At 64.0% G+C, this 23,720-nt stretch carries 21 protein-coding genes; 20 read left to right on the top strand and 1 reads right to left on the bottom strand.

Going from position 1 to position 23,720, the window contains the following annotated elements; all coding sequences use genetic code 11:
• Positions 1-19: 19 nt before the first annotated feature.
• Positions 20-988, top strand: coding sequence for a thiamine-phosphate kinase (thiL, locus tag ACPPVV_RS15245; protein WP_426700718.1), 969 nt, complete (start codon positions 20-22; stop codon positions 986-988).
• A complete protein-coding gene (locus ACPPVV_RS15240) occupies positions 985-1,491 on the top strand; it encodes a phosphatidylglycerophosphatase A family protein (RefSeq protein WP_426700717.1) in 507 nt (168 codons plus the stop codon). The genes thiL and ACPPVV_RS15240 overlap by 4 nt, the downstream gene beginning before the upstream one ends.
• 12 nt (positions 1,492-1,503) lie before the next feature.
• Here ACPPVV_RS15240 and ACPPVV_RS15235 read toward each other — a convergent pair whose 3' ends face one another.
• Positions 1,504-2,490 carry an NAD-dependent epimerase/dehydratase family protein gene (locus tag ACPPVV_RS15235; RefSeq protein ID WP_426700716.1) on the bottom strand — a complete coding sequence of 329 codons (987 nt, stop codon included), beginning with the start codon at positions 2,488-2,490 and terminating at the stop codon, positions 1,504-1,506.
• Between the two features lie 90 nt (positions 2,491-2,580).
• Here ACPPVV_RS15235 and ACPPVV_RS15230 point away from each other — a divergent pair, with 90 nt between their 5' ends.
• From ACPPVV_RS15230 to ACPPVV_RS15145, 18 genes are all read left to right on the top strand, one after another.
• Positions 2,581-3,477, top strand: coding sequence for a LysR family transcriptional regulator (locus tag ACPPVV_RS15230; protein WP_426700715.1), 897 nt, complete (start codon positions 2,581-2,583; stop codon positions 3,475-3,477).
• Between the two features lie 102 nt (positions 3,478-3,579).
• The gene (locus tag ACPPVV_RS15225; RefSeq protein ID WP_426700714.1) at positions 3,580-4,554 is read left to right on the top strand and encodes a potassium channel beta subunit family protein; all 975 of its coding nucleotides are present in this window, start codon (positions 3,580-3,582) and stop codon (positions 4,552-4,554) included.
• A gap of 81 nt (positions 4,555-4,635) precedes the next feature.
• Positions 4,636-4,845 carry a hemin uptake protein HemP gene (gene hemP, locus ACPPVV_RS15220; protein WP_426700713.1) on the top strand — a complete coding sequence of 70 codons (210 nt, stop codon included), beginning with the start codon at positions 4,636-4,638 and terminating at the stop codon, positions 4,843-4,845.
• 44 nt (positions 4,846-4,889) lie between these two features.
• A complete protein-coding gene (locus ACPPVV_RS15215; protein WP_426700712.1) occupies positions 4,890-5,465 on the top strand; it encodes a hypothetical protein in 576 nt (191 codons plus the stop codon).
• A 173-nt stretch (positions 5,466-5,638) separates the two neighbouring features.
• Positions 5,639-6,910: an efflux RND transporter periplasmic adaptor subunit gene (locus ACPPVV_RS15210; protein WP_426700711.1), complete on the top strand. Its 1,272-nt coding sequence runs from the start codon at positions 5,639-5,641 to the stop codon at positions 6,908-6,910.
• 157 nt (positions 6,911-7,067) lie between these two features.
• Entirely contained in the window at positions 7,068-7,790 is a 723-nt protein-coding gene (locus tag ACPPVV_RS15205; protein WP_426700710.1) for an ABC transporter ATP-binding protein, read from the top strand.
• A gap of 7 nt (positions 7,791-7,797) precedes the next feature.
• Entirely contained in the window at positions 7,798-9,141 is a 1,344-nt protein-coding gene (locus tag ACPPVV_RS15200; protein ID WP_426700709.1) for a TolC family outer membrane protein, read from the top strand.
• Between the two features lie 67 nt (positions 9,142-9,208).
• Positions 9,209-10,522 carry an ABC transporter permease gene (locus ACPPVV_RS15195; RefSeq protein WP_426700708.1) on the top strand — a complete coding sequence of 438 codons (1,314 nt, stop codon included), beginning with the start codon at positions 9,209-9,211 and terminating at the stop codon, positions 10,520-10,522.
• A 15-nt stretch (positions 10,523-10,537) separates the two neighbouring features.
• Positions 10,538-11,770 carry an ABC transporter permease gene (locus ACPPVV_RS15190; RefSeq protein ID WP_426700707.1) on the top strand — a complete coding sequence of 411 codons (1,233 nt, stop codon included), beginning with the start codon at positions 10,538-10,540 and terminating at the stop codon, positions 11,768-11,770.
• Positions 11,771-11,898: 128 nt separating this feature from the next.
• Positions 11,899-13,221, top strand: coding sequence for an ABC transporter permease (locus tag ACPPVV_RS15185; protein ID WP_426700706.1), 1,323 nt, complete (start codon positions 11,899-11,901; stop codon positions 13,219-13,221).
• Positions 13,222-13,231: 10 nt separating this feature from the next.
• Positions 13,232-14,476 carry an ABC transporter permease gene (locus ACPPVV_RS15180; RefSeq protein WP_426700705.1) on the top strand — a complete coding sequence of 415 codons (1,245 nt, stop codon included), beginning with the start codon at positions 13,232-13,234 and terminating at the stop codon, positions 14,474-14,476.
• A gap of 135 nt (positions 14,477-14,611) precedes the next feature.
• A complete protein-coding gene (locus ACPPVV_RS15175) occupies positions 14,612-15,910 on the top strand; it encodes an ABC transporter permease (protein ID WP_426700704.1) in 1,299 nt (432 codons plus the stop codon).
• A gap of 1 nt (position 15,911) precedes the next feature.
• On the top strand, positions 15,912-17,135 hold the full coding sequence (locus ACPPVV_RS15170; protein ID WP_426700703.1) for an ABC transporter permease: 1,224 nt from the start codon (positions 15,912-15,914) through the stop codon (positions 17,133-17,135).
• A gap of 115 nt (positions 17,136-17,250) precedes the next feature.
• Positions 17,251-18,555, top strand: a complete 1,305-nt coding sequence (locus ACPPVV_RS15165) for an ABC transporter permease (RefSeq protein WP_426700702.1) — start codon at positions 17,251-17,253, stop codon at positions 18,553-18,555.
• Between the two features lie 34 nt (positions 18,556-18,589).
• Positions 18,590-19,792, top strand: a complete 1,203-nt coding sequence (locus tag ACPPVV_RS15160; protein WP_426700701.1) for an ABC transporter permease — start codon at positions 18,590-18,592, stop codon at positions 19,790-19,792.
• A gap of 53 nt (positions 19,793-19,845) precedes the next feature.
• Positions 19,846-21,168, top strand: a complete 1,323-nt coding sequence (locus ACPPVV_RS15155; protein ID WP_426700700.1) for an ABC transporter permease — start codon at positions 19,846-19,848, stop codon at positions 21,166-21,168.
• Between the two features lie 11 nt (positions 21,169-21,179).
• Positions 21,180-22,394 (top strand): ABC transporter permease, encoded by a 1,215-nt coding sequence (locus tag ACPPVV_RS15150; RefSeq protein ID WP_426700699.1) that lies wholly within the window; start codon positions 21,180-21,182, stop codon positions 22,392-22,394.
• A 115-nt stretch (positions 22,395-22,509) separates the two neighbouring features.
• A complete protein-coding gene (locus ACPPVV_RS15145) occupies positions 22,510-23,670 on the top strand; it encodes an alpha/beta fold hydrolase (protein WP_426700698.1) in 1,161 nt (386 codons plus the stop codon).
• Positions 23,671-23,720 lie beyond the last annotated feature (50 nt).

Here is a 23,720-nt window from a genome sequence, read left to right as displayed (position 1 = left end):
GCAGTGGGATGATCCGCCGATGGAATTCGACCTGATTGAACTGATTCGCAGGCACTGCGCGCAGCCGCGTGACGATGTACGCATCGGCATCGGCGACGACGCCGCGGTGCTGGCGCCGCCGCCGGGGCAGGAACTCGCGGTGGCGATCGATACCCTGGTCGAGGGCGTGCATTTTCCACGCGGCACCGCGCCGGCCGATGTCGGCTGGAAAGCGCTGGCGGTGAATCTTTCCGATCTGGCGGCGATGGGCGCGAGCCCGGCCTGGGCACTGCTGGCGCTGACCCTGCCGACGGCGGATGCGGATTTCGTCGAGGGCTTCGTCGAAGGTTTCGTCCGGCTGGCCAGGCCGCTTCGGCTTGCCCTCGTGGGCGGCGACACCACCCGTGGACCGTTGGCCATCAGCGTGGCCGTGCACGGCTTCGTGCCACCAGGCCAGGCACTTGTCCGTGCCGGCGCGAGGGTCGGCGATGCGGTACTGATTACCGGCACGCTGGGCGACGCCGCCGCCGGACTGCACGCCTTGCAGCATCCGGTGCGCGAGGACGACGGCCGTGCCGGCCTGCGCGATTTCCTGATCGAACGATTGAACCGGCCGACACCGCGGCTCGCCGTCGGCACCGCGCTGCGTGGGCAGGCCACGGCATGCGTCGATGTTTCCGACGGCCTGCTTGCCGACCTGGGCCACATCTGCACGGCCAGCGGCGTGGCCGCGGAGATCGAGGCGGCGTTGCTGCCGCGTTCGTCGGCATTGCTTGAGCTGCACGACGAAACCAGCGCGCTGCATTTTGCCTTGAGTGGCGGCGACGACTACGAACTGTGCTTCACCGTGCCGGCCGGCCGGGTGGCCGAGGTGCAGGCCGGCCTGGCCAGGCTCGGGTGCGGCGCGACGAAGATCGGCCGCATCGTGGAGGGAGATGGCGTGCGTGTGCGCGGTGCCGATGGCGCATGGCTGGCGGCGGGTCGACCAGGCTGGGAGCATTTCGCGTGAGCGCAAAAAAGACTCTGAATGGCGAACAGCGACGCGCGCTGCTGGCGACGCCTGCCGGCTGGCTGGCCTGCGGTTTCGGTTCGGGCCTGGCGCCGGTGGCGCAGGGCACGTTCGGTTCGCTGGCGGCGTTGCTGCCATGGCTGTTGCTGCGCGAGCTGGCGCTGCCGTGGTACGTGATCGTGCTGTTGTTCGGTTTCGGCGTGGGCGTGTGGGCGTGCAACGTGGCCAGCCGCGCGATTGGCGTCGACGATCACCGCAGCATCGTGTGGGACGAATTCATCGGCCAATGGATTGCCTTGCTGCCGCTGCTGGTGCTGCCTGCATCGTGGTGGGCGATCGCGGTTGGCTTCGTGTTGTTCCGCCTGTTCGACGTGTGGAAGCCGTGGCCGATCAGTTGGCTGGACCGGCGCGTCAAGGGCGGCATGGGCGTGATGATCGACGACGTGATCGCCGGCATCTTCGCCGCGATCGTGCTGGCGCTGGGTCTGCATTTCCTGTCGTAGCGGCGGCGCGCCTCATGCCAATGCCCGACTTTCCTCCGGCGTGCGCGCCGGCCGGTTGATGCATGCCAAGCCTTGCAAGGTGGCATCGATGGCCTCGTCCAGCTTCGTGTGCGGCTCGCTGCCGAGCAAGCCGACCAGCCTGCGATTGTCCAGTTGCAACGGCTGTTGCCACAGGTAGCGCATCTCGCGCACTTCGCGGAACAGGGTGTTGAAGGGCGCGGCCAGTGTGGCCAGCCACCACGGGAAGGCGCGTACCGGCACGTTGGGGTTGCTGGCGTGGCGGATGGCGTTGGCCATGACGTTGCCGTCGACCCAGTGGCCACCGAAATGGAAGCGCTCGAATACAGCCAGCTCCGCCTCGTGTTCAAGCAGGCGTGCCACCGTTTCGCCCACGTCGGGCAGGTAGGCCCAGGCATGGCGCAGTTCGCGATGTCCCGGATAGTTGATCGAACGCACCGGCTGGCCCGGCTTTACCATCGCCGTGAACCAGTTGTTGCCAGCACGCGGGCCGAAGAAGTCGCCGCAGCGCAGGATCAGCGAGCGCACTCCATCGTTCGCCGCCTGTTGCAGGCGACGTTCCAGTTCGACCCGGATCGCACCCTTGCGGGTTAGCGGACGTTGCGGCGAGTCCTCGCCCAACGACGGCAGCGCGTCCGGGCCGTAGTTGTAGACGGTGCCAGGCAGCACGATGCGCGCATCGGCGGCGCGTGCCGCGGCAATCGTGTTGTCGAGCATCGGCAAGACCAGCTTGTCCCAGTCGCGGTAGCCCGGTGGATTCACGGCGTGGACAATCACCTCGACGCCGCGTGCGGCCGTGGCCACGTCGTCGGCGTTCATGGCATCGCCGGCGATCCATTCGATGTGTTCGGATAGCTGCGACCGGGCGGTATCGCGAACCAGGGCGCGAACCTGCCAGCCGCGGCGCAGCAGTGCGGCGGCGATCTCGCTGCCGGCGCCGCCGGTGGCGCCGAGTACCAGGGCCTTGTGCGATGCGTTCATGTCGTTCTCCTGTCGAAAGTGGGCTCAGCTTGAGCGCAGCCGGGATGAAAGAAAATCCGCGACGAATGAACTTCTGGTATACATAAATGCATGGCTAACGATGAGCCCGGCTGGGAGCTGTACCGATCTTTCCTCGCGGTGATGCGCGAAGGTAGCCTGTCGGCGGCGGCACGTGCGCTGGGCATGACCCAGCCCAGTCTGGGCCGGCATATCCGGCAACTGGAAGCGACGCTGGGCGTGGCCCTGTTCACGCGCTCGCCGCAAGGGCTGGTGCCGACCGACCTTGGCCACGAACTGCTACCGCACGCGCAGGCCATGTCGGCGTCATCCGCGGCACTGCGACGCGCTGCGTCGGGCAGCAATCACGAGGTGCGCGGTGTGGTGCGGGTCACCTGCAGCGAGGTGATCGGCGCCGAGGTGTTGCCGCCGATGCTGACCGATTTTCGCCGGCAATATCCAGGCATCGTGATCGAGCTGTCTCTGTCCAATCAGGCCGAGGATTTGCTGCGCAAGGACGCGGACATTGCCGTGCGCATGCTGCGCCCGGTCCAGAGTGCATTGGTGGCGAGGCGGATCGGGCGGATCGGACTGGGCCTGCACGCGCATCGATCCTATTTGAAGGCCCATGGCCAGCCGCGCATGCTGGCGGAGTTGTCGGAGCACGCGATCGTCGGCTATGACCACGAGACACCGGCCTTGCGGGCAGTGCGGAGCAAGCTGCCGTTCGGCCGCGAGGATTTTTCGCTGCGCACTGACAGCGACCTGGCGCAGCTGGCGGCGATCCGCGCCGGCTACGGCATCGGCGTATGCCAATGCGCGATTGCACGGCGCGACCGCAACCTGGTGCACCTGCTTCCCGATGCCTTTGCGTTCGGCCTCGATACCTGGCTGGTGATGCACGAAGATCTGAAGGCGAGCCGGCGCACGCGGTTGCTGTTCGATCACCTCGTGCAGGCGCTGACGATTTACGCCAACGGCGAACGGTAAGCGGATGTTGCGAACCCATGGCGCGCCCGCCTGCTTTGAGTGAGGCGGGCATGCGAGCGGGGAAGTAGTAGTCTTTCCCGTTCCCATCCCTGGAGCCTCCCCATGCAATACCGTCGTCTCGGCAACTCCGGCCTGCAACTTTCCGCGCTGTCGTTTGGTGCGTGGGTCACGTTCGGCAAGCAGGTGGGGCGTGGGGAGGCGCGCGAGATGCTGGCGCTGGCGCACGACCGTGGCGTGAATTATTTCGACAACGCCGAGACCTACAACAACGGTGTGGCCGAGCAGGTGATGGGCGACGTGCTGGCCGACTTGCGCTTTCAGCGCGACAGTTACTGCGTCTCCAGCAAGGTGTTCTTCGGCGCCTACGACAAGCCGCTGCCAACCCAGCGCGGGCTGTCGCGCAAGCACGTGATGGAAGCCTGCCATCAGGCCCTGCAGCGTCTGCGCGTGGATTACCTCGACCTGTATTTCTGTCATCGCCCGGATCCGGATACACCTGTCCTGGAAACCGTCGCCGCGATGGACACGCTGATCCGCCAAGGCAAGGTGCTGTACTGGGGCACCAGCGAGTGGCCAGCCGAGGCGATTCACGAGGCACATCGGGTTGCCCGGGAAAATCACCTGTACGCGCCGGTGATGGAACAACCGCAGTACAACCTGCTGCATCGCGAACGGGTGGAAGTGGAATATGCGCCGCTGTACGACGCTTACGGCATGGGCACCACGATCTGGTCGCCGCTGGCGTCGGGCTTGCTCAGTGGCAAGTACAACAAAGGCGTTCCCGCCGACTCGCGGCTGGCCCAACCGGGTTACGAGTGGCTGCGTGCGGAGGTGCTGGGCGAAGGCGACGAACAATTCGGCAAGGTGCGTGCGTTACAACCGGTCGCCGATGAACTGGGCACCAGCCTGGCCCAGCTGGCGATTGCCTGGTGCCTGCTCAATCCGCACGTGTCCACGGTGATGCTGGGCGCCAGCCGCCGCGAACAACTGGAACAGAACCTGGACGCGCTGGACCTGCTGCCGCAACTGGACGCCACGGTGGCGCAACGGATCCGGCGGATTGTCGAAGCGGACTGAGGGCAGGGCGATCCGATCGGTTGACAGTTAAATGAGAATCATTATCATCAAGGCTGTCACCGACTCTTTGTGGATCTTCCGATGTCTGTCCTGTCCTTGAGCTCATCGTTATCCCTTCCGACCCAGCGTCTGCGGCTGCAACCGCTGGTGCCTGCCGGCACGGCGGCGCAAACGCGGCATGTGTCCAGCCAGTTTCTGCTGGACGGCGCGCGCGAACTGATAATCCAGCACCAGGGCAGCGAATACCACCTGCGCCTGACCCGCAACGACAAGCTGATCCTTACCAAATAGGTGAAGGATCGCGGCGTGCCGTCGGCTTGCTGTGGGAGGTGATCATGTTCAGTTCGTGGGTCCATCGGCTGCAGGCATTGCGCCTGCACGCCACTGCTCCGTCCATCAGCCGGCGCGGCATGCGCGTGACGGCGTCCGAACTGGCGACGGGTCTGCCGTCGCTCGGCAATGTGCTTTACCTGCCCATGCAGTCGCAGGGTGCGAAGGATTGGAAGATGTCGCGCGGATTGCTGGTTGAGGCATGGCAACTGGCGCCGCTGCTGCAGACACGCCGCCTGGTGGCGGGTTGCATGATCACGGTCGAAGGACCACGCGAGTGGATCGAATGCGTGGATGGGCAAGACCGCGCCTGCGCCCGGTTGTACCTGCTGCCGGATACCGACTACCTGGCTTGGGACAGCCTGCTGCTTCGCGGCGAGCTGACGGCCTCGCCGGTGCGCCAGTGGCGGCATGCCCACCCAGCCAATGCGCAGGTGCTGCGCTTTCATGCACGCCGGCTGGCGGGCCTCGATGTACTCGGCGCCGAAGCCAGTGAAGAGGTCTCGTCTCTGAGCCGTCAACTGGCTGGCCGCATCGCCCGTGCCGAAGCGGTGTCACTGCAACTGGCGGGTGGTGGTTGAACGTCCGGGAGTTGGTCGTCCGGTTGTCCGCATACTGTCCGCGGACACTGGATGAAGGATGGAGATGGGTTTCAACTAGTTGAAATACAGGTAATTTTTAAAACATTCCTGAGTGGCACGCGGATTGCAAAGATCTCCGTGCAACCGCGCTGTCCGCGGTCAGGAACGACAAGATGATTCGCGACACTTCCGCCCAAGACCGCATGGTCGAAGTCAAACCCAACCGCAAACGCCGGATGATCATGCTCGGCGCTGGCGTGCTGGTGCTGGGTCTGTTGGTCTGGTTGGCACCGGGCATCGGCCGGCTGTTCTCGGCCTCTGCATCGGTCAGCAGTTCGCGACTGGCATTCGCCACCGTCGAACGCGGCCAGTTCGTGCGCGACATCGCCGCCGAGGGCAAGGTGGTCGCCGCGGTCAGCCCGACGATGTACGCCACTTACGGTGGCGCGGTGACGCTGCAGGTACATGCCGGCGACACGGTGAAGAAGGACCAGGTGCTGGCCATCGTGGACAGCCCGGAACTGCACAACAAGCTGGCGCAGGAGCAGTCCAAGGGCGATGCGATGCAGGTCGACTATCTGCAGGCGCAAGTGGATGCGCGCAGCAAGCGCAGCGAACTGCAGAAGGCGTTGGACAACGCGCAGATCGACGAGAAGAGCGCCGAGACCAACCTCGATCGCGAGCAGAAGGCCAGCGCTGCCGGCGCCGCCACGGGGGTGGAAGTCGACCAGGCCAAGGACGCGCTGGAAAAGGCGCGCATCGCGCTGGCGCATGCCAAATCCGACCTCGGCATCAGCGGCGACAGCCTGAAGTTCAACATCCAGGCCAAGAAGCTCGCCCACGAAAACCAGATGCTGGTGGTGCAGGACCTGCAACGCCAGGTCGACGACCTCAACGTGAAGTCGCCGGTCGACGGCCAGGTCGGCCAGCTGTTCATCGCCGAGCGCGCCACCGTGGCGAAAGACGCGCAACTGCTCAGCGTGATCGACCTGTCCGCACTGCAGGTGGAGATGCAAGTGCCGGAAAGCTTTGCGCGTGACCTGGGCATCGGCATGGCCGGTGAAATCAGCGGCAACGGGCATGTCTGGAAGGGCCTGGTCAGCGCGATCTCGCCCGAAGTGGTCAACGGCCAGGTCGCGGCGCGGCTGCGCTTCGATGGCGAAACACCGAAACAGTTGCGCCAGAACCAGCGCCTGTCGGTACGCGTGTTGCTGGACAAGCGCGACAACGTGTTGACCGTGCAGCGTGGCTCCTTTGTCGACGAATCCGGTGGCAGCTATGCCTACGTGGTGCGCGATGGCATCGCCACCAAAACCCCGATCCGTGTCGGCACCAGCAGTATCGACAAAGTGGAGATCCTCGATGGCCTCAAGGAAGGCGACCGCATCGTGATCTCCGGTACCGACAGTTTCAAGAGTGCGCCCACCGTCGCGATCAGCAACTGACAACTTTATCCCTTCTCCCTCTGGGAGAAGGTGCCTGCAGGGCGGATGAGGGTGCGGTGCTTGCGGCAGATTTGGCAAGCCCGAACCCTCTCCCCAACCCCTCTCCCGAAGGAGAGGGGCTTCAAGATCACCAACACCACCACCAAAGGACGTAACCATGCTGAAGATGACTCACCTGTCCAAGGTCTACCGCACCGAAGTGGTGGAGACCTATGCATTGCGCGATTTCAACATCGACGTGAAAGAGGGCGAGTTCGTCGCCGTCACCGGTCCGTCCGGCTCCGGCAAGACCACCTTCCTGACCATCGCCGGCCTGCTGGAAACCTTCAGTGGTGGTGAATATCACCTGGACGGTATCGAGGTGAGCAACCTCAACGACAACGCGCGCTCGAAGATCCGCAACGAGAAGATCGGCTTCATCTTCCAGGCGTTCAACCTGATTCCTGACCTCAATGTGTTCGACAACATCGAAGTGCCGCTGCGCTACCGCGGCATGAAGGCGGCCGAGCGCAAGCAGCGGATCATGGATTCACTGGAACGTGTCGGTCTGGCCTCGCGCGCCAAGCATTACCCGGCCGAACTCTCCGGCGGTCAGCAGCAACGCGTGGCCATCGCCCGTGCGTTGGCTGGCTCCCCACGCCTGCTGCTGGCGGATGAACCGACCGGCAACCTGGATACTCAGATGGCACGCAGCGTGCTCGAACTGCTCGAGGACATCCATCGCGAAGGCGCCACCATCGTGATGGTTACGCATGACCCGGAACTGGCGGCGCGCGCGCAGCGCAACGTGCACATCATCGATGGCCAGGTGGTGGATCTGTCCGAGGATCCGCGCTTCCATGCCGTCGAGCACGCAAGCAACGAAGCGCACTCGGGTTGATGCCTCCATGCGCGTGAAACTGCTATCGCTGATGCTCTGCCTGGGGCTGGTGTCGATGCCGGGTCACGGCGAAGACCTGATGGATGCTTACCATCAGGCGATCGCCAACGATCCGGTGCTGAGCACGGCCGATGCCGCACGTCTGGTGGTGGCCGAGAACGTGCCGCAGGCACGCTCGGCCCTGCTGCCGCAGCTGTCCGTGGGTCTGGGTCTGGAACAGATCCACGGCGGCAATGGTTCCGTCACCAACTCGAGCGGCAATATCGTCGACACGGGTTCGGGCGGCCATACGCGCGAGCGCGATCTCAACGGCACGCTCAGCCAGCCGATCATCGACCTGTCGGCCATCGCCAGCCTCAAAGCTGCGCAGGCCAGCCGCGATTCGGGTGACCAGACCTACCAGGCGGCGTTGCAGAACCTCTACGTGCGTGTATCGGCAGCCTATTTGAACGTGCTGATCGCGCAGGACAACCTCGACGTATTCAAATCCTACGAGGATGCCTACAAGCAGGAGTTCGACCAGTCCAGCACGCGCTTCAAGAACGGTCTGGCCACGGCGTCCGACATGACGCAGTCGCAGGCCTATTACCTGTACATCAAGTCGCAGCGGATCAGCGCCCAGGACAGCTTCAAGGATGCCAAGCGTGCGCTGGAGCAGATCACCGGCCAGCCGACGGGCACGTTGAAGAAGCTGCGCGACGATCTGCCGATGCAGGCGCCCGTGCCGGCCGATGCGAAGGCGTGGGTGGACGCGGCGATGCAGAGCAATCCGACCATCCTGGCCGGGCATTACGCGGTGAAGGCCGACGAACACCGCGTTTCCGCGGCGCGCGCCGGGCACCTGCCTACGCTCAACGCCAGCCTGCAATACGGCAAGTTCGGCAGCTGGTCCAGTGCGGTGCCGGGTGCTGCTGCTTACGGTCCCGGCGTCACCACGATCGGGCTCACGTTGACCGTGCCGATCTTCAGTGGCGGGCTGACCCAGTCGCAGGTGCGCCAGGCGATCGCCCAGCGCGACCAGGACGAAGGCTTGCTGGAAACCCAGCGTCGACAGGCCGCGCGCGATGCCGACAACTACTTCAACCTGGTGATCGATGGCATCGACCAGGTGGACGCCGCGCGTACCTCGGTGGATGCGGCCCGCAAATCGCTGACCTCGATGCGCGCCGGTTATGCGATCGGCACGCAAAGCCTCACCAATGTGGTGTTCGCTATCGAGACACTGGCCAACGTGCAGAGCGAATACACCGTGGTGCGTCACCAGTTCATCCTCAACAAGCTCTTGCTCAAGCAGGCCGCCGGCTCGGTGGACGTGCACGATCTGGAAGACATCAACAAGCTGCTCGAATGAGCGCCACTGCGGTACCCGATGCTGCTGGCGCCTGCAATGAAGAACGAACTATCTGGAGACCCGAATGATGTTTGCCTACTACTTTCAACTCGGTCTGCGCAGCTTGCGGCGCAATCCGGCGCTTACCGCGTTGATGGTGATGGCGATCGGTTTCGGCGTGGCGGCGTCGATGATCACCTGGTCGGTATTCCGCGCGGTTTCGGGCGACCCGATCCCCGGCAAGTCGTCGCAGCTGTACACGGTGCTGATCGACAACCGCGGCCCGCAGTACAACTCCAAGGGTGAGCCGCCGGAGGCGCTGAACTATACCGACGCCACCGCGCTGGTCGCGGCGCACAAGGCCACTCATCAGACGCTGCTCTATTACGTGGCGCCGTCGGTGCTGCCCGGGGGAGGCCAGAGCATTCCGTTCATTGCCGACGGTTATGCCACCAATGCGGATTTCTTCAGCATGTTCGACGTGCCGTTCGAGTACGGCGGCGCCTGGCATGCGGTTGACGATGATGGGCGCGCCGCGGTGGTGGTGATCAGCCACGAACTCAACCAGCAGCTTTTCAACGGCGCCGACAGCGTGGGCCGCGAAATCACCATGGACCGGCACAACTATCGTGTCGTGGGCGTGACCAAACACTGGGATCCGCAGCCGCGTTTCTACGACGTGTTCAGCGGCAACGCCTTCGGTGACCCGGTGCAGTTGTACCTGCCGTTCACCCGCGCGCTCGACGTGCAGATGGACACGGCCGGGCGCAACACCTGCGGCAGCAATGACGCTTTCAACACCGGCCGCGAAGGATGGCTGCACAGCGAATGCGTGTGGGTGCCGATGTGGGTGGAGCTGGCCGATCAGGCCGCCGCGACAAGCTATCGCGAGTTCCTCACCCACTACGCCGCCGAGCAACAGCGTGCCGGGCGCTTTCACTGGGCACCGAATATTCGCCTGCGCGATGTCAACAACTGGCTTGCCTTCGAGCAGGTGGCTCCGCCGGAAAGTCGCATCTCGCTGATGGTCGCGCTGGGTTTCTTCGTGATCTGCCTGGTCAACACGATCGGCCTGCTGCTGGCCAAGTTCATGCGCCGTGCGGCGGAAATCGGCGTGCGCCGTGCACTGGGTGCGCCGCGGCGGGAGATCTACCGCCAGTTCCTGATCGAGGCCGCCACGGTCGGCCTGGCCGGTGGTGTGCTGGGTCTGTTGCTGACAGCGCTTGGCATGCTCGGCGTCGGCCTGCTGTTCGAGCCGGAGATCGCCCGGCTTGCGCATCTGGACTTCTCGCTGGTCGTGATGACCTTGCTGGTGGCGATCGTGGCTACCGTGCTGGCGGCCTTCTATCCCACTTGGCGCGCCGCGAAGGTGCAGCCGGCGTGGCAGCTGAAATCCAACTAGAGGAGGGCAGGACCCATGCAGATCAAACCCATCCTCGCCGCGATGCGGCATCACAAGGCAGGCACCGTGCTGATCGCGTTGCAGATTGCGCTGACGCTGGCGATCGTCTGCAATGCACTGTTCATCATCGAGCAGCGCATCCAGCGCCTGTCGCGGCCCAGCGGCGTGGAGGAAAACAACCTGTTCGTGGTTCGCAGCGACTGGGCCGACAAGTCCGATCCGCAGCGTATCGACGCGCAGATGCAGGCCGACCTGATTGCCCTGCGCCAGCTCGGCAGCGTGCAGGACGCCGCGCCGACCAACAGCTTTCCTCTGCGCGGCACCGGCTGGGACAACTTCATCAAGCTGCAGCCCGACCAGATCCAGATGACCACGGACGCGGCGATGTTTTTCTCCGATGACCACACCCTGGCGACACTGGGTACGCACCTGATCGCCGGGCGCAATTTCACCGCCGGCGAAATCGGTGCGCAGCAACCGCGCGATCCGATGCATTCCGCGCAGGTGATCATCAGCAAGGACCTCGCGCAGCGGTTGTTTCCGAATAGCTCGGCGTTGGGCAAGACCATCTACGTATCGATGGGCGCCAAGCCGTCCACCGTCATCGGCGTCACCGACACGCTGCAGGCGCACATGACGGGTAGCTGGGCCAACGCATACGCGTACAACGCCGTGCTGGTGCCGGCCCGGTTGTTGAACGACTACACCTATTACCTGGTGCGCGCACGGCCCGGTGAGCTGGCCGCCGCCATGCGCGATGCGCCGAAGGCGCTGTTCGCGCAGAGCCACATGCGCATCATCGATCACAAGGACGGGGTGATGAGTTTTGCCCAGGTGCGTCAGCGTGCCTACGACCGCGACGTCGGCATGGCGATTCTGATGGGCATCGTCAGCGCGGTGCTGCTGGCCATCACCGCCGCGGGCATTGTCGGTCTTACCAGTTTCTGGGTTGGCGAGCGGCGCAAGCAGATCGGCGTGCGCCGTGCCCTCGGTGCTACCCGCAGCGACATCCTCAGCTACTTCCTTACCGAGAACCTGCTGATTGGTATCGGCGGCGTGGTGGTCGGTGCGGTGCTGGCGGTTGGCATCAATCTGTGGATGGTGACCCAGTTCGAAATGGCGCGGCTGTCGCTGGCCTATGTGGTGACCGGCGTGGTGGCGCTGTTGTTGCTCGGCCAGGGCGCGGTGCTGGCGCCGGCATTGCGTGCCTCGCACGTGTCGCCGGTGGAGGCGACGCGGAGCGTGTGACGTTTTTCTCCCTCCCCTGCTCGCAGGGGAGGGCTGGGGAGGGGTGCTTTTGCTTCTGGCGAAAGAGCGCCCCCTCTCAATCTCCCCCTGCTTTGCAGGGAGAGAAGACAACTTACGGAGTAAATGGAATGCTTGCCTACTACCTCGAACTGGCCCTGCGAAGCCTCAAGCGAAGTCCCGGACTGACCGCATTGATGGTGTTGGCGATCGGCTTCGGCGTGGCCGCGTCGATGACCAGCTGGTCGGTGTTCCGCGCGGTGTCGGGCGACCCGATCCCGTGGAAGTCGTCGAAGCTGTTCGTGCCGCAGATCGATGCCTTCGGCCCAAGCGGGCGCAGCGACAAGGACGATGGTGAACCCGCCGACGCAATGAACTACACCGATGCCACGGCGTTGATGCGCGAGCATCGCGCCAGGCTGCAGTCCGCGATGTACCAGATCGCGCCGTCGATAGTGCCGACGCAGGCGGGCGGGCATCCGATGAACGTCAGCGGCCACGCCGTGTTCGGCGAATTCTTCCCGATGCTCGATGCACCATTCCAGTACGGCAGCGGCTGGAGCGCGAACGATGACGCACAGCGAGCCGCGGTGGTGGTGATCAGCGACAAGCTCAACGGAAAGCTTTTCGGTGGCGCCAACAGCGTGGGCAAGTCGGTGAACATGGAAGGCAAGGATTATCGCGTGGTCGGTGTGCTGAAAAAATGGAACCCACAGCCGCGTTTCTACGATGTGGTCAACAGCGGCGGTTTCAGCGAGGGCCTCGAGGACGTGTTCATGCCGTTTCAGCGCGCCATCGATGCGGGCATTCCCAATGACGGCAACACCAATTGCAACGAGGTGCCGAAGGAATCGGGTTTCGTCGGCCTGCAGCATTCGAGTTGCGTGTGGATCGCCTTCATGGTCGAGCTGGATGATGCCGCCGCCGTCACCGCGTACCACAACTATCTGACCGGTTATGCGCGCGATCAGCAGAAAGCGGGCCGCTTCGGCTGGGCGCCGAATGTGCGCCTGCGCGACGTGCCGGCCTTCCTCGACCATGAGCATGTGGTGCCCAGCGACACCAAGGTTTCGCTGCTGGTGGCGCTCGGCCTGCTGCTGGTATGCCTGGTGAACACGATCGGCCTGCTGCTCGCCAAATTCCTCCGTCGCAGCGGCGAGATCGGCGTGCGTCGCGCGCTCGGGGCACCACGCAATGCGATCTACGCACAGTTTCTCACCGAGGCTGGCGTGGTTGGCCTGGCCGGTGGCGTGCTCGGCCTGCTGCTGACCGGGGCCGGCGTGGCCAGCGTCGGCTGGGTGCTGCCCAAGAGCATCTCCGACCTGGCCCGGCTCGATGTTTCGCTGCTCGTGATCACCCTGCTGGTGGCCGTGGTGGCCACGATGCTTGCCGGGCTGTATCCCACTTTCCGTGCGTCACGCGTGCAACCCGCGTGGCAGCTCAAGTCGAACTGAGGACACCATCATGACCCTGCATCCTCTTGTCGCGGCTTTGCGCAAGCACAAGGCCGGCGTGATCCTGATCGCCATGCAGATTGCGCTGACCCTGGCGATCGTCTGCAACGCCGTGTTCATCATCGGCCAGCGCATCGAGCTGGTCGGCCGCGCGACTGGCATCGACGAAAACGACCTGTTCCTGGTCACCCAGCAATGGGTGGGCGCACCGAGCGGTGACGACGCGGGCAGCATCGACAAGCTCGATGCCATGCAGCGGGAGGATCTCGCCGCGCTGCGCGCGCTGCCCGACGTGCAGTCGGTGACAGCGATCAATTCGCTGCCGCTGCTGAACTCGTCGTGGAACGGCGCGATCGACGTCAAGCCGGATGCGAAAAAGGCGTTCGGTCGCACCACTTACTACTTCGGCGACGAGCAGATGTTTTCCACGCTGGGCCTGCACGTGATCGCCGGTCGAGCCTTCACCGCCGCCGATATCACGCACCAGGGTTTTCGGGACCAGCACGATCCGGACATCGTGATGCTGACCAAGCCACTTGCCGACAAGCTGTATCCCAAGGGTAACGCGGTCGGCAAGGTGGTCTATCTCAACGGCGGTGGCAAGCCGATCACCGTGATCGGCGTGGTCGAACGCATGCAGGTGCCGGGACTCTTCAATGACGAGGACACGGCCTTCAATTCGACCCTGGAACCGATCCGGCTGAACGCGAACTTCGCGCGCTATGCCATCCGCGCCAAGCCAGGCCGGCTGGAAGCGGCGATGCACGCGGTGACGCCGGCGCTGTACTCGGTGAACCCGATGCGCGTGATCGACGATGACAGCGTGAAGTCGTTCGCGACCATCCGCCACGACGCCTATGAGGCCGATCGCGGCATGGCGATCCTGATGGGTGTGGTCGCCCTGATCCTGCTATGCGTCACCGCGGCGGGCATCGTTGGCCTCACCAGTTTCTGGGTCGGCCAGCGGCATCGGCAGATTGGCGTTCGGCGTGCGCTTGGCGCACGCAAGATCGACATCCTGCACTACTTCCAGATAGAGAACCTGATGATCGCCGGTGCCGGTGTGGTGCTCGGCATCGTCATGGCGATCGGTCTGAACATGTGGCTGATGACGCAGTACGAGATGGCGCGCATTCCGGCGTTGTACGTGATCGCCGGCGTGCTGGTGATGCTGGTGCTCGGCCAGGCCGCGGTGTTCGTGCCGGCGCGACGTGCGTCGAACGTGCCGCCGGTCGTGGCGACGCGGGCAGTGTGATGGATAGCCGGACAACCGCCGTGTGGGAGCGACTTCAGTCGCGATGCTCTCCATCGCCATGCCGGGTCAAGGGCATCGCGGCTGAAGCCGCTCCCACAGGCGCGGTGCCGGTGGATATCAACAAGGGGTCGATACATGTTTGCCTACTACCTTGACCTCGCCCTGCACAGCCTCAGGCGCAACAAGGCGCTCACCGCGCTGATGGTGGTGGCGATCGCGCTGGGCATCGGTGCCAGCATGACCACGCTGACCGTGCTGCATGTGCTGTCGGGCGATCCGCTGCCGGGCAAGAGCAGCAAACTGTTCTATCCGCAGATGGATCCGCAGGACATGGACGGCTACAAGCCGCAGGACGAGCCGCCGGCACAGGTGACCTGGATCGACGGCATGGCCTTGCTGCACGCCAAGCGCGCCCACTACCAGGCATTGATGACCGGTGGCGCCGTGCCGATCCAGCCCGCGCAGTCCTCCATCGATCCTTTCTTCGAGGACGCACGCTACGCCACCGCCGATTTCTTCCCGATGTTCGACGTGCCGTTCCTTTACGGGCACGGCTGGAACGCGGCCGACGACGAAGCCAGCGCGCGCGTGGTCGTGCTCACTCGCGAACTCAACGACAAGCTGTTCGGCGGCAAGGACAGTACCGGGCAGACGTTGCGTATGGGCGACACGGCGTTCCGCATCGTCGGCGTACTGGACAGCTGGCGTCCGACGCCGCATTTCTACGATCTCAATATCGGCAGCTACTCCGATGACGAGGGTGTGCTGGTTCCACTGACCACGGCGACGGATCTCAAGTTCAGTCGCAATGGTTCGACCGATTGCTGGGACAAGGGTCAGAGCAACGACATGAAAACCGCCACCTGTACCTGGCTGCAATTCTGGGTGCAGTTGGACACGCCAGCCGAGGCGAGCGCATACAAGACGTTCCTGCTGAACTATTCGCGGGAACAGAAAACGATGGGCCGTTTCCAGCGGCCGGCCAATGTACGCCTGCGCGACGTGATGGGTTGGCTCGACTACAACAAGGTGGTGCCCGGCGACGTGCGTCTGCAGGTATGGCTGGCATTCGGGTTTCTGCTGGTGTGCCTGGTCAACACGGTCGGATTGATGCTGGCCAAGTTCCTGCGTCGTTCGGGCGAGCTCGGCGTGCGGCGCGCACTGGGCGCATCGCGCCGCTCGCTGTTTTCGCAACTGCTGATCGAAGCCGGAGTGGTCGGCCTGGTGGGCGGTGTCGGCGGCCTGTTGCTGGCGCTGCTCGGCCTGTGGCTGGTACGCCGGCAACCCTCGGATTACGCCGCGCTGGCGCATCTGGATCTGTCGATGCTGCTGGCGACGTTCGCTTCTGCTGTCGTGGCCACCTTGCTGGCCGGCCTGCTGCCGGCCTGGCGGGCTTGTCTGACTCCCCCCGCGCTGCAGCTGAAGAGCAACTGACATGGATATTCGTCCCATCTTCTCCACCCTGCGCCGGCACAAGATCCCCGCGCTGCTGCTGATCCTGGAGATCGCGCTGACCTGCGCCATCGTCTGCAATGCGGTGTTCCTGATCAGCCAGCGCCTGGAGCGCGACAAGATGGTCAGTGGCGTGGCCGAGCACGAGCTGGTGCAGGTCCGGGTCGCAAACATCGGCAGGCCGACCGATGCCAAGGCCCGGGCGCAGGAAGATCTGGCGTTGCTGCGACGGGTTCCCGGCGTGACCGCGGCGGCGCTGGTCAACCAGGTGCCGTTCACCAACAGCTCGTCGAACACCAGCATCAAGCTCGACCCGGCGCAGAAACTGCCCACGCTCAGCGCGACCATGTACATGGGAGAGGGGCTTATCCGGACCTACGGCAGCAAGCTGGTGGCAGGCCGCGATTTCAGTGCCGACGAGTACATGGAGTACGACGACATGCAGGGCGATCCTCACCTGCAGAGCAAGGTCGGCTCGGTGGTGATCACGCAAGCGCTGGGCGAGCGCCTGTGGCCCGGTCAGAGCGCGTTGGGCAAGAACATCTATCTCGGCGACACATCGGTACGGGTGATCGGCGTGGTGCAATCGCTGATCCGTCCGGCGCTGTTCAACGGCGACGACACGGCGCAGTGGACGCTGGTTTTCCCACTGCGCATGAGTACCCGAAGCGCTTCGCGCTATGTGTTGCGGACGGCGCCCGGGCAACGCGAAAGCGTGCTGGCCGATGCTGCCAAGGTGCTGCGCAAGGCCGACCCGCATCGGATCATCCTCGACAAGAAGACACTCGACGATATCCGCAGCGACTTCTTCCAGAACGACCGCGCCATGGCCGGCATCCTGGTCGGCGTCATCATCGCGCTGCTTACCGTGACCGCGCTGGGCATCGTCGGCCTGGCCAGTTTCTGGGTCGCGCAACGGCGTCGCACGATCGGCGTGCGCCGTGCGCTGGGTGCCACGCGCGCCAACATCCTGCATTACTTCCAGACCGAGAACTTCCTGCTTGCCACCATCGGCATCGTGCTCGGCATGGTGCTGGCGTATGGCATCAACCTGTTCCTTATGTTGCATTACGAGTTGCCGCGACTTCCGGCCGTCTATTTCCCGGTGGGCGCCATCGTGCTGTGGCTGATCGGGCAGGCGGCAGTCCTGGGACCGGCGCTGCGTGCGGCGGCGGTGCCTCCGGTGGTGGCGACGCGGTCGGTGTGATGCATCACCCCACAGATCTTGTGGGAGCGACTTCAGTCGCGATGCTCTTTGTCTCGCCAGGCAGCTGGCATCGCGGCTGAAGCTGCTCCCACAGTGCCATCGACGAAGGATCAACATGTTTGCCTACTACCTCGACCTCGCGCTGCGCAGCTTGAAGCGCAACAAGGTGCTCACCACATTGATGGTTCTCGCGCTTGCGCTTGGCATCGGCGCGACGATCACCACGCTGACCGTGTTGCGGTTGCTGTCCGGCGATCCGCTGCCGCAGAAGAGTGCGCAGCTGTTTTATCCGCAGCTCGATCCGAATGCGAAGGACGGCTACATCGAAGGGCAGACCAAGCCGGACTCGATCATGACCTATGCCGACGCAATGAATCTGCTGCATGCACGCAAAGGTACGCGGCAGGCGGCCATGGCGTTGACCCAGGCCAAGATCATGCCGCAACAGGCCAACAGCCATCCGTTCTTCAGCGATGCGGTGATGACCACCTCGGATTTCTTCGCGATGTTCGACGCGCCGTTCCAGTACGGCGGCGGCTGGACGGCGACGGACGATGACAGCCGTGCGCAACAGGTGGTGATCGCCAGTTTTCTCAACGACAAGATGTTCAATGGCGCGAACAGCGTGGGCCGTACCATCCGCATCAACGATCACGACTTCCGCGTCGTTGGCGTGCTGAAACCCTGGGCGCCGCAGCCGCGTTTCTACGCCCAGGATCTTGGCGGCCGCAGTTACGGCGATGGCGACGCAGTGTTCCTGCCTTTGCAGACGGCGCGCGCGATGGAGATGGGGCCGCAGGACACGGAGTGCTTTGCCGCCGTGCCCGACATCCGCCATCTCGAGACGGCGCCGTGCGAGTGGCTCGGCGTATGGGTGGAACTCGACAGCCATGAGGCGATGGCGAGCTACAAGGAATTCCTGGCCAACTATGCGAAACAGCAGGTGGCGCTGGGACGATATCAGCGTTCCGAGACGTCGCTGCTGGACCTGATGGGATGGCTGCGCCAGGAACAGGTGGTTCCCGACGATGTGCGCCTGCAGGCCGGACTGGCCTTCGGCTTCCTGCTGATCTGCGTGGTGAACACGGTAGGCCTGCTGCTGGCCAAATGCCTGCGCCGCTCCCGCGAGATCGGTGTACGCCGCGCGCTTGGCGCGACGCGACGCGAAATATTCATCCAGTTCATGGTCGAGTCCGTCATCGTCGGCCTGGCTGGCGGCGTGTTCGGACTGCTGTTTGCGGAACTGGGATTGTTCGGTATCCGTCACCAGCCAGCGGAGTACGCCAGCCTCGCGCATCTGGATGCGGGGATGTTCTTTTTTACGTTTGCTGTCGCCGTCGTGGCCAGCCTGGTCGCCGGGATCCTGCCGGCGTGGCGAGCGTGTGTGCTGGCACCAGCACCCCAACTGAAGGCGGCCTGAGATGATCATGGAAATCCGCCCGATTTTCGCGAGCATGCGCAAGCATCTCATCCCCGCCTCGCTGATCATGCTGGAGATCGCGCTGGCTTGCGCCGTGTTGTGCAACGCGGTGTTCATGATCAGTCAACGCGTGGCGGACATCCACCTGTCCAACGCGATCGACGAGCAGGGCATCGCTACAGTTACGCTGCGCGGCACCGACGACAAGCTGGCCGGCAGCGACATCCCGCGCAATCTTGCCGCGCTGCGCGGCATCGCCGGGGTGCAGGAGGCGGCCGTCACCAGCAGCTTGCCGCTCAGCACCAACAACTGGGGCTGGAGTTTCGGGGTGAGTCCCGATTCGGTCATCGCCAACCAGAAAAACATCAATGTGTCGCTGTATTTCATCGGCGAGGGTGGCGACAAGGCACTGGGACTGCATATGTTGCAGGGCCGCTTCTTCAACGCGGACGAGCTGGCGGACAGCAAGTTCGGCACCGCGCCGCTGCCCGAGACCCACGTGGTGGTGATGACGCATTCTGCCGCGGAGAATTTCTGGCCAGGGCAGGTGGCGCTGGGCAAGACGATCTACTCCAAGCCGTATTACTACACGGTGGTCGGCGTGGTCGATGACGTGCTGCGTCCCAATGTGTATACGCAGAACACCCGCAAATCGTACGACGCCGTTTACTTCCCGATGAGTGCCGCGGGCAGCAAGGGCGCGTTGAGCTACTACATCCTGCGCGGCGCACCGCAGGATCGCGATCGCATCATGCGCGCGGCCGAGCAGAAACTGGCCGAACTCAATCCCGGTGCCGTTGCCAAGGGCCAGACCTTCACCGATGTTCGCGACAAATATTTCGCCAACATGAGCAGCATGGCCTGGATGCTGGTGCTGGTGTGCGTGGTGATGCTGGCGGTAACTGCCTTCGGCATCGTCGGCCTGACCAGCTTCTGGGTCAGCCAGCGACGCCAGCAGATTGGCGTGCGACGCGCGGTGGGCGCTACGCGCGGCCACATCATGCAGTATTTCCAGACCGAGAATTTCCTGCTCACGTCGGCCGGTGTGGTCATCGGCATGGCCCTGGCCTACGGCATCAACGTGTACCTGATGCAGCACTACGAGATGTCGCGCATGCCCTGGTACTACCTGCCGGGCGGTGCGATCGGGCTGTGGTTGATCGGTCAGGTCGCTGTGCTGGGGCCCGCGCTGCGCGCGGCGGCGGTGCCCCCGGTGGTGGCGACGAGAGCAGCGTAACGTTTTTGCTACCTCCCCTGCGTGCAAGGAAGGGGAATCAATGGAGACAAGTGATGTTCGGTTATTACCTCGACCTTGCAATCCGTAGCCTGAAGCGCAACAAGGTGCTCACCGCGCTGATGGTGATCGCGATTGCGGTCGGCATCGGGGCAAGCATGACCACGTTGACGGTGATGCAGTTGCTGTCGGGTGATCCGCTACCCGGCAAGAGCGGCGCGCTGTTCTATCCGCAGGTCAATCCGGTGCCCACCGCCGATGGCAACCACGGACCTTATGACGTGCTGGACTACAGCTCGGCGGTGGACCTGTGGGGCGCGCATCGTGCAGATCGCCAGGCCCTGTTGATCGAAGGCAGCATCAAACTGCGCGCACCCGATACCCATCTGCCGCCGTTGATGGTGTCGATGCTGTCGACCACGACGGACTTTTTCCCCATGTTCGATGTGCCGTTGCAGTACGGCAATGCGTGGACCACGCAGGACGACGCGCGGCGTGCGCGTGTTGTGGTGATTTCCGCCGATCTGAACAACAAGCTTTTCGGTGGCGCCGACAGCGTCGGCCGCACGCTGCGTCTGCGTGATGCGGACCTGCGCATCATCGGTGTACTCAAGCCATGGCGACCATCGCCGCTGTTCTACGATGTCGCTGGCGGCAATTACTCGCGCGGTCAAACATCTTATCTCTACCGCAAACCGCAGGATGTCTACACGCCGTTTTCGACCGGCCTGGATATCAACGCCGGCGATTTCGAGATGTTCACCTGCTGGGGTACGCCACCGGACGCCCATCAACAGCAAACCTCGCCGTGCGTATGGGTACGACTCTGGGTGCAGTTGGACAGTGCGGCCAAGGTCGCTGCATATCGGCAGTTCGTTGCCGGCTACGCTGCCCAGCAGAAAGTGCTGGGACGGATAGCGCATGCCGACGACACCCGCATGCCAAACCTGATGCAGTGGCTGGATTACAACCACGTGGTGCCCAGCGACGTACGCTTGCAGACATGGCTGGCGTTTTCCTTCCTGGCCATTTGCCTTTTCAACACGGTCGGCCTGCTGCTGGCCAAGTTCCTGCGCCGCAGTGCCGAGATCGGCGTGCGCCGTGCGTTGGGCGCCAGCCGTGGCGCGGTGTTTGCGCAGTGTCTGGTCGAGGCTGGCACGGTGGGCCTGGTCGGCGGCATCGGTGGCTGGCTGCTGACCCTGCTCGGGTTGTGGCTGGTGCGCCGGCAACCCACCGAGTACGCCGACCTGGCGCATCTGGACGCCGGCATGTTCCTGGTCACATTCGTACTGGCTCTGGTTGCCAGCCTGTTGGCCGGTGTGCTGCCGGCGCTGCGTGCCAGCCGGGTTGCGCCAGCGCTGCAGTTGAAGACGTTGTAAGGAAGGCCACCATGCAGATTCAACCCATTCTGTCCGCGCTGCGCAAACATCGTCTGGCCACGGTGCTGATCGCGCTGGAGATTGCTCTGGCTTGCGCGGTGCTGTGCAATGCCTGTTTCCTGATCGCCCACCGCGTCGCGCAGATGCATGTCATCAGTGGCGTGGACGAACGCTCACTGGCGACCGTCCAGTTGACCGGCTATGGCGCAAGCCAGGCGAGCGATCTCAATGCCCGCGTCCTGGCCGCGCTGGGCACGGTACCCGGCGTGCAATCGGTGAGCGTGCTCGGCGCTATTCCGTTCGGTGTTGGACAAGGCCGGGCCGGCATCACCCTGGATACGGCCGGGCAGCATTTCGGTGGCGTGGTGGATTTTTACGTTGGAGGCCCCGGCAGCTTCCAGACCCTGGGTTTGCACCTGGTGGCGGGGCGCGCGCCGCAAGCGGAAGACCATCAGCCCATCGTCAACTTCCTGCCCAAGGATGCATCCGTGCAGATTACGCGGGTGCTGGCGGAGCACCTGTGGCCCGGCGCCGACCCTCTCGGCAAGGAATTCTGGATGGGCTCATATCACTTTCGCGTCGTCGGCGTGCTGGATCATCTGATGATTCCCGCGCCTGGGGGCGGTGAAGAGAAGGACCCGGACTGGTCGATATTCGTGCCCGTGCAACCGGGATCGCAGCTCGCCGGAAGCTATCTGCTGAGGGCCAAGCCGGAGCAGCTCGATCGTGTACTGCGCGATGCGCTGGCGGCGGTGACAAAAGTCGCGCCGGATGCCGTGGTCGATCGCGAGAACAGCCAGACGATCGGCGATCTGCGGCACAAATACTTCGAGAACGACCGCGCCATGGCCGGCATGCTGGTCGGCGTGATCGTGGCGCTGTTGCTGGTCACCGCGCTGGGCATCGTCGGCCTGGCCAGCTTCTGGGTGCAGCAGCGGCGCCGGCAGATCGGTATCCGGCGCGCCATCGGCGCTACCCGGAGCGACATCCTGCATTACTTCCAGACCGAAAACTTCCTGATCGTCACCGGCGGCATCGTGCTTGGCATGGTGCTGGCCTTCGGCATGAACATCGCGCTGATGAAGTTCTACGAACTGCCACGGCTGCCGCTGTATTACCTGCCGATCGGGGCGCTGGTGTTGTGGGGGCTCGGTCAACTGGCCGTGCTGGGCCCGGCGTTGCGCGCGGCGGCGGTGCCGCCGGTCGTGGCGACGCGGAGCGTGTGATGGTGTTTTCTCAATCCGGACATCGCCGCGAAGCTGTGTATCGATGGCTTCCCGGTTCCCGGCATGTTCTCCGCACGGAGTTTCAATGAGCACGTTCCGCACAGCACTTTTTTGCATGGTGACCGTCGTCCTGGGCACGATGGCGCGCGATGCATCGTCCACCCAGGCGGCGGCTTCTTCCAGGCCGGCGACGGCACCATCCAGCACCGCACCCCGGATGATTGCGCGCGACGAAGTCACCCGCATCATCGACAACACGCACAAGATCGTTTCGCCGAACGGGGTGGACGAGCGCATCAAGCTGCGTATCGGCGGCATCGACCAGTGGGTGTCGATTCGTGGACATGATCGCCGCAATCCGATCCTGCTTTTTCTCCATGGTGGTCCGGCGTCGGTGACGATGCCGGTCAGCTATACCTTCCAGTCGCCGTGGGAGGATTACTTCACCGTCGTGCAGTGGGACCAGCGCGGTGCCGGCAAGACTTACGCAGCCAACACCGAGCAGCAGATGTCACCGGGCATGACGATTGCCGGCATGACCGATGACGCGGCACAGGTCGTCCAGTATCTGCGCCAGCATTACGGCAAGCAGAAAATCTTTCTGCTCGGTCATTCCTGGGGCACCGTGCTGGGCACGCGGCTGGCCCAGCAACATCCGGACTGGTTCTACGCCTACATCGGCGTCGGCCAGGTGGTGAACGTGCGCAGGAACGAGGAGATCGGCTTTGCCTTTGCACTGCGTCAGGCGAAGGCCGATCACAACGACAAGGCGGTAAACGAACTGCAGGCGCTGGCGCCGTATCCCGGCACGGCGCCACTGACGCTCGACCGCATAGGCACGCGCAGCAAGTGGGAAACCTATTACGGCGGCCTTGCCTATGGCCGCAGGGATTTTTCCTTCGACGCCGACGCCGAGGACCTCTCGCCCGATTACAGCCAGGCGGAACTCGACGCGATCGGCAAGGGCAGTGGCTATTCGCTCAAGCACCTGCTGCAACCACTGCTCGGTGTGAGTTTCGACGACACGACGGCCTTTCGCTGCCCGGTGATCCTGTTCGTCGGACAGCACGACTACACCACGCCGCACGAGCTGGCCGAGCAATGGTTCGATCGCATACACGCGCCGTCGAAGCACATGGTGCTGTTTGCCGACTCGGCGCACATGGTGATGCAGGAACAGCCGGGCCGGTTCCTGATGCACCTGGTGACGGACGCCTTGCCGCTGGCGCAGAAAGCCGGCGATGCCGCACCGGTAGAGGCCACGCGCGGCGATTGATCGATCACGTTGAAGGATGAGGCCCATGCCCGCCGGCATGAGCTGAAGAA

Source organism: Rhodanobacter sp. Col0626, assembly GCF_049994385.1.
Lineage (GTDB): Bacteria > Pseudomonadota > Gammaproteobacteria > Xanthomonadales > Rhodanobacteraceae > Rhodanobacter.
This window is presented reverse-complemented; position numbering and strand designations above follow the sequence as displayed.

Bases quoted from the DNA above. Each gene is read 5' to 3' on its own strand.
- thiL (WP_426700718.1), top strand. From the start codon at position 20: ATGGAATTCGACCTGATTGAACTGATTCGCAGGCACTGCGCGCAGCCG.
- ACPPVV_RS15235 (WP_426700716.1), bottom strand. From the start codon at position 2,490: ATGAACGCATCGCACAAGGCCCTGGTACTCGGCGCCACCGGCGGCGCC.
- ACPPVV_RS15230 (WP_426700715.1), top strand. From the start codon at position 2,581: ATGGCTAACGATGAGCCCGGCTGGGAGCTGTACCGATCTTTCCTCGCG.
- ACPPVV_RS15225 (WP_426700714.1), top strand. From the start codon at position 3,580: ATGCAATACCGTCGTCTCGGCAACTCCGGCCTGCAACTTTCCGCGCTG.
- hemP (WP_426700713.1), top strand. From the start codon at position 4,636: ATGTCTGTCCTGTCCTTGAGCTCATCGTTATCCCTTCCGACCCAGCGT.
- ACPPVV_RS15215 (WP_426700712.1), top strand. From the start codon at position 4,890: ATGTTCAGTTCGTGGGTCCATCGGCTGCAGGCATTGCGCCTGCACGCC.
- ACPPVV_RS15210 (WP_426700711.1), top strand. From the start codon at position 5,639: ATGATTCGCGACACTTCCGCCCAAGACCGCATGGTCGAAGTCAAACCC.
- ACPPVV_RS15205 (WP_426700710.1), top strand. From the start codon at position 7,068: ATGCTGAAGATGACTCACCTGTCCAAGGTCTACCGCACCGAAGTGGTG.
- ACPPVV_RS15200 (WP_426700709.1), top strand. From the start codon at position 7,798: ATGCGCGTGAAACTGCTATCGCTGATGCTCTGCCTGGGGCTGGTGTCG.
- ACPPVV_RS15195 (WP_426700708.1), top strand. From the start codon at position 9,209: ATGTTTGCCTACTACTTTCAACTCGGTCTGCGCAGCTTGCGGCGCAAT.
- ACPPVV_RS15190 (WP_426700707.1), top strand. From the start codon at position 10,538: ATGCAGATCAAACCCATCCTCGCCGCGATGCGGCATCACAAGGCAGGC.
- ACPPVV_RS15185 (WP_426700706.1), top strand. From the start codon at position 11,899: ATGCTTGCCTACTACCTCGAACTGGCCCTGCGAAGCCTCAAGCGAAGT.
- ACPPVV_RS15180 (WP_426700705.1), top strand. From the start codon at position 13,232: ATGACCCTGCATCCTCTTGTCGCGGCTTTGCGCAAGCACAAGGCCGGC.
- ACPPVV_RS15175 (WP_426700704.1), top strand. From the start codon at position 14,612: ATGTTTGCCTACTACCTTGACCTCGCCCTGCACAGCCTCAGGCGCAAC.
- ACPPVV_RS15170 (WP_426700703.1), top strand. From the start codon at position 15,912: ATGGATATTCGTCCCATCTTCTCCACCCTGCGCCGGCACAAGATCCCC.
- ACPPVV_RS15165 (WP_426700702.1), top strand. From the start codon at position 17,251: ATGTTTGCCTACTACCTCGACCTCGCGCTGCGCAGCTTGAAGCGCAAC.
- ACPPVV_RS15160 (WP_426700701.1), top strand. From the start codon at position 18,590: ATGCGCAAGCATCTCATCCCCGCCTCGCTGATCATGCTGGAGATCGCG.
- ACPPVV_RS15155 (WP_426700700.1), top strand. From the start codon at position 19,846: ATGTTCGGTTATTACCTCGACCTTGCAATCCGTAGCCTGAAGCGCAAC.
- ACPPVV_RS15150 (WP_426700699.1), top strand. From the start codon at position 21,180: ATGCAGATTCAACCCATTCTGTCCGCGCTGCGCAAACATCGTCTGGCC.
- ACPPVV_RS15145 (WP_426700698.1), top strand. From the start codon at position 22,510: ATGGTGACCGTCGTCCTGGGCACGATGGCGCGCGATGCATCGTCCACC.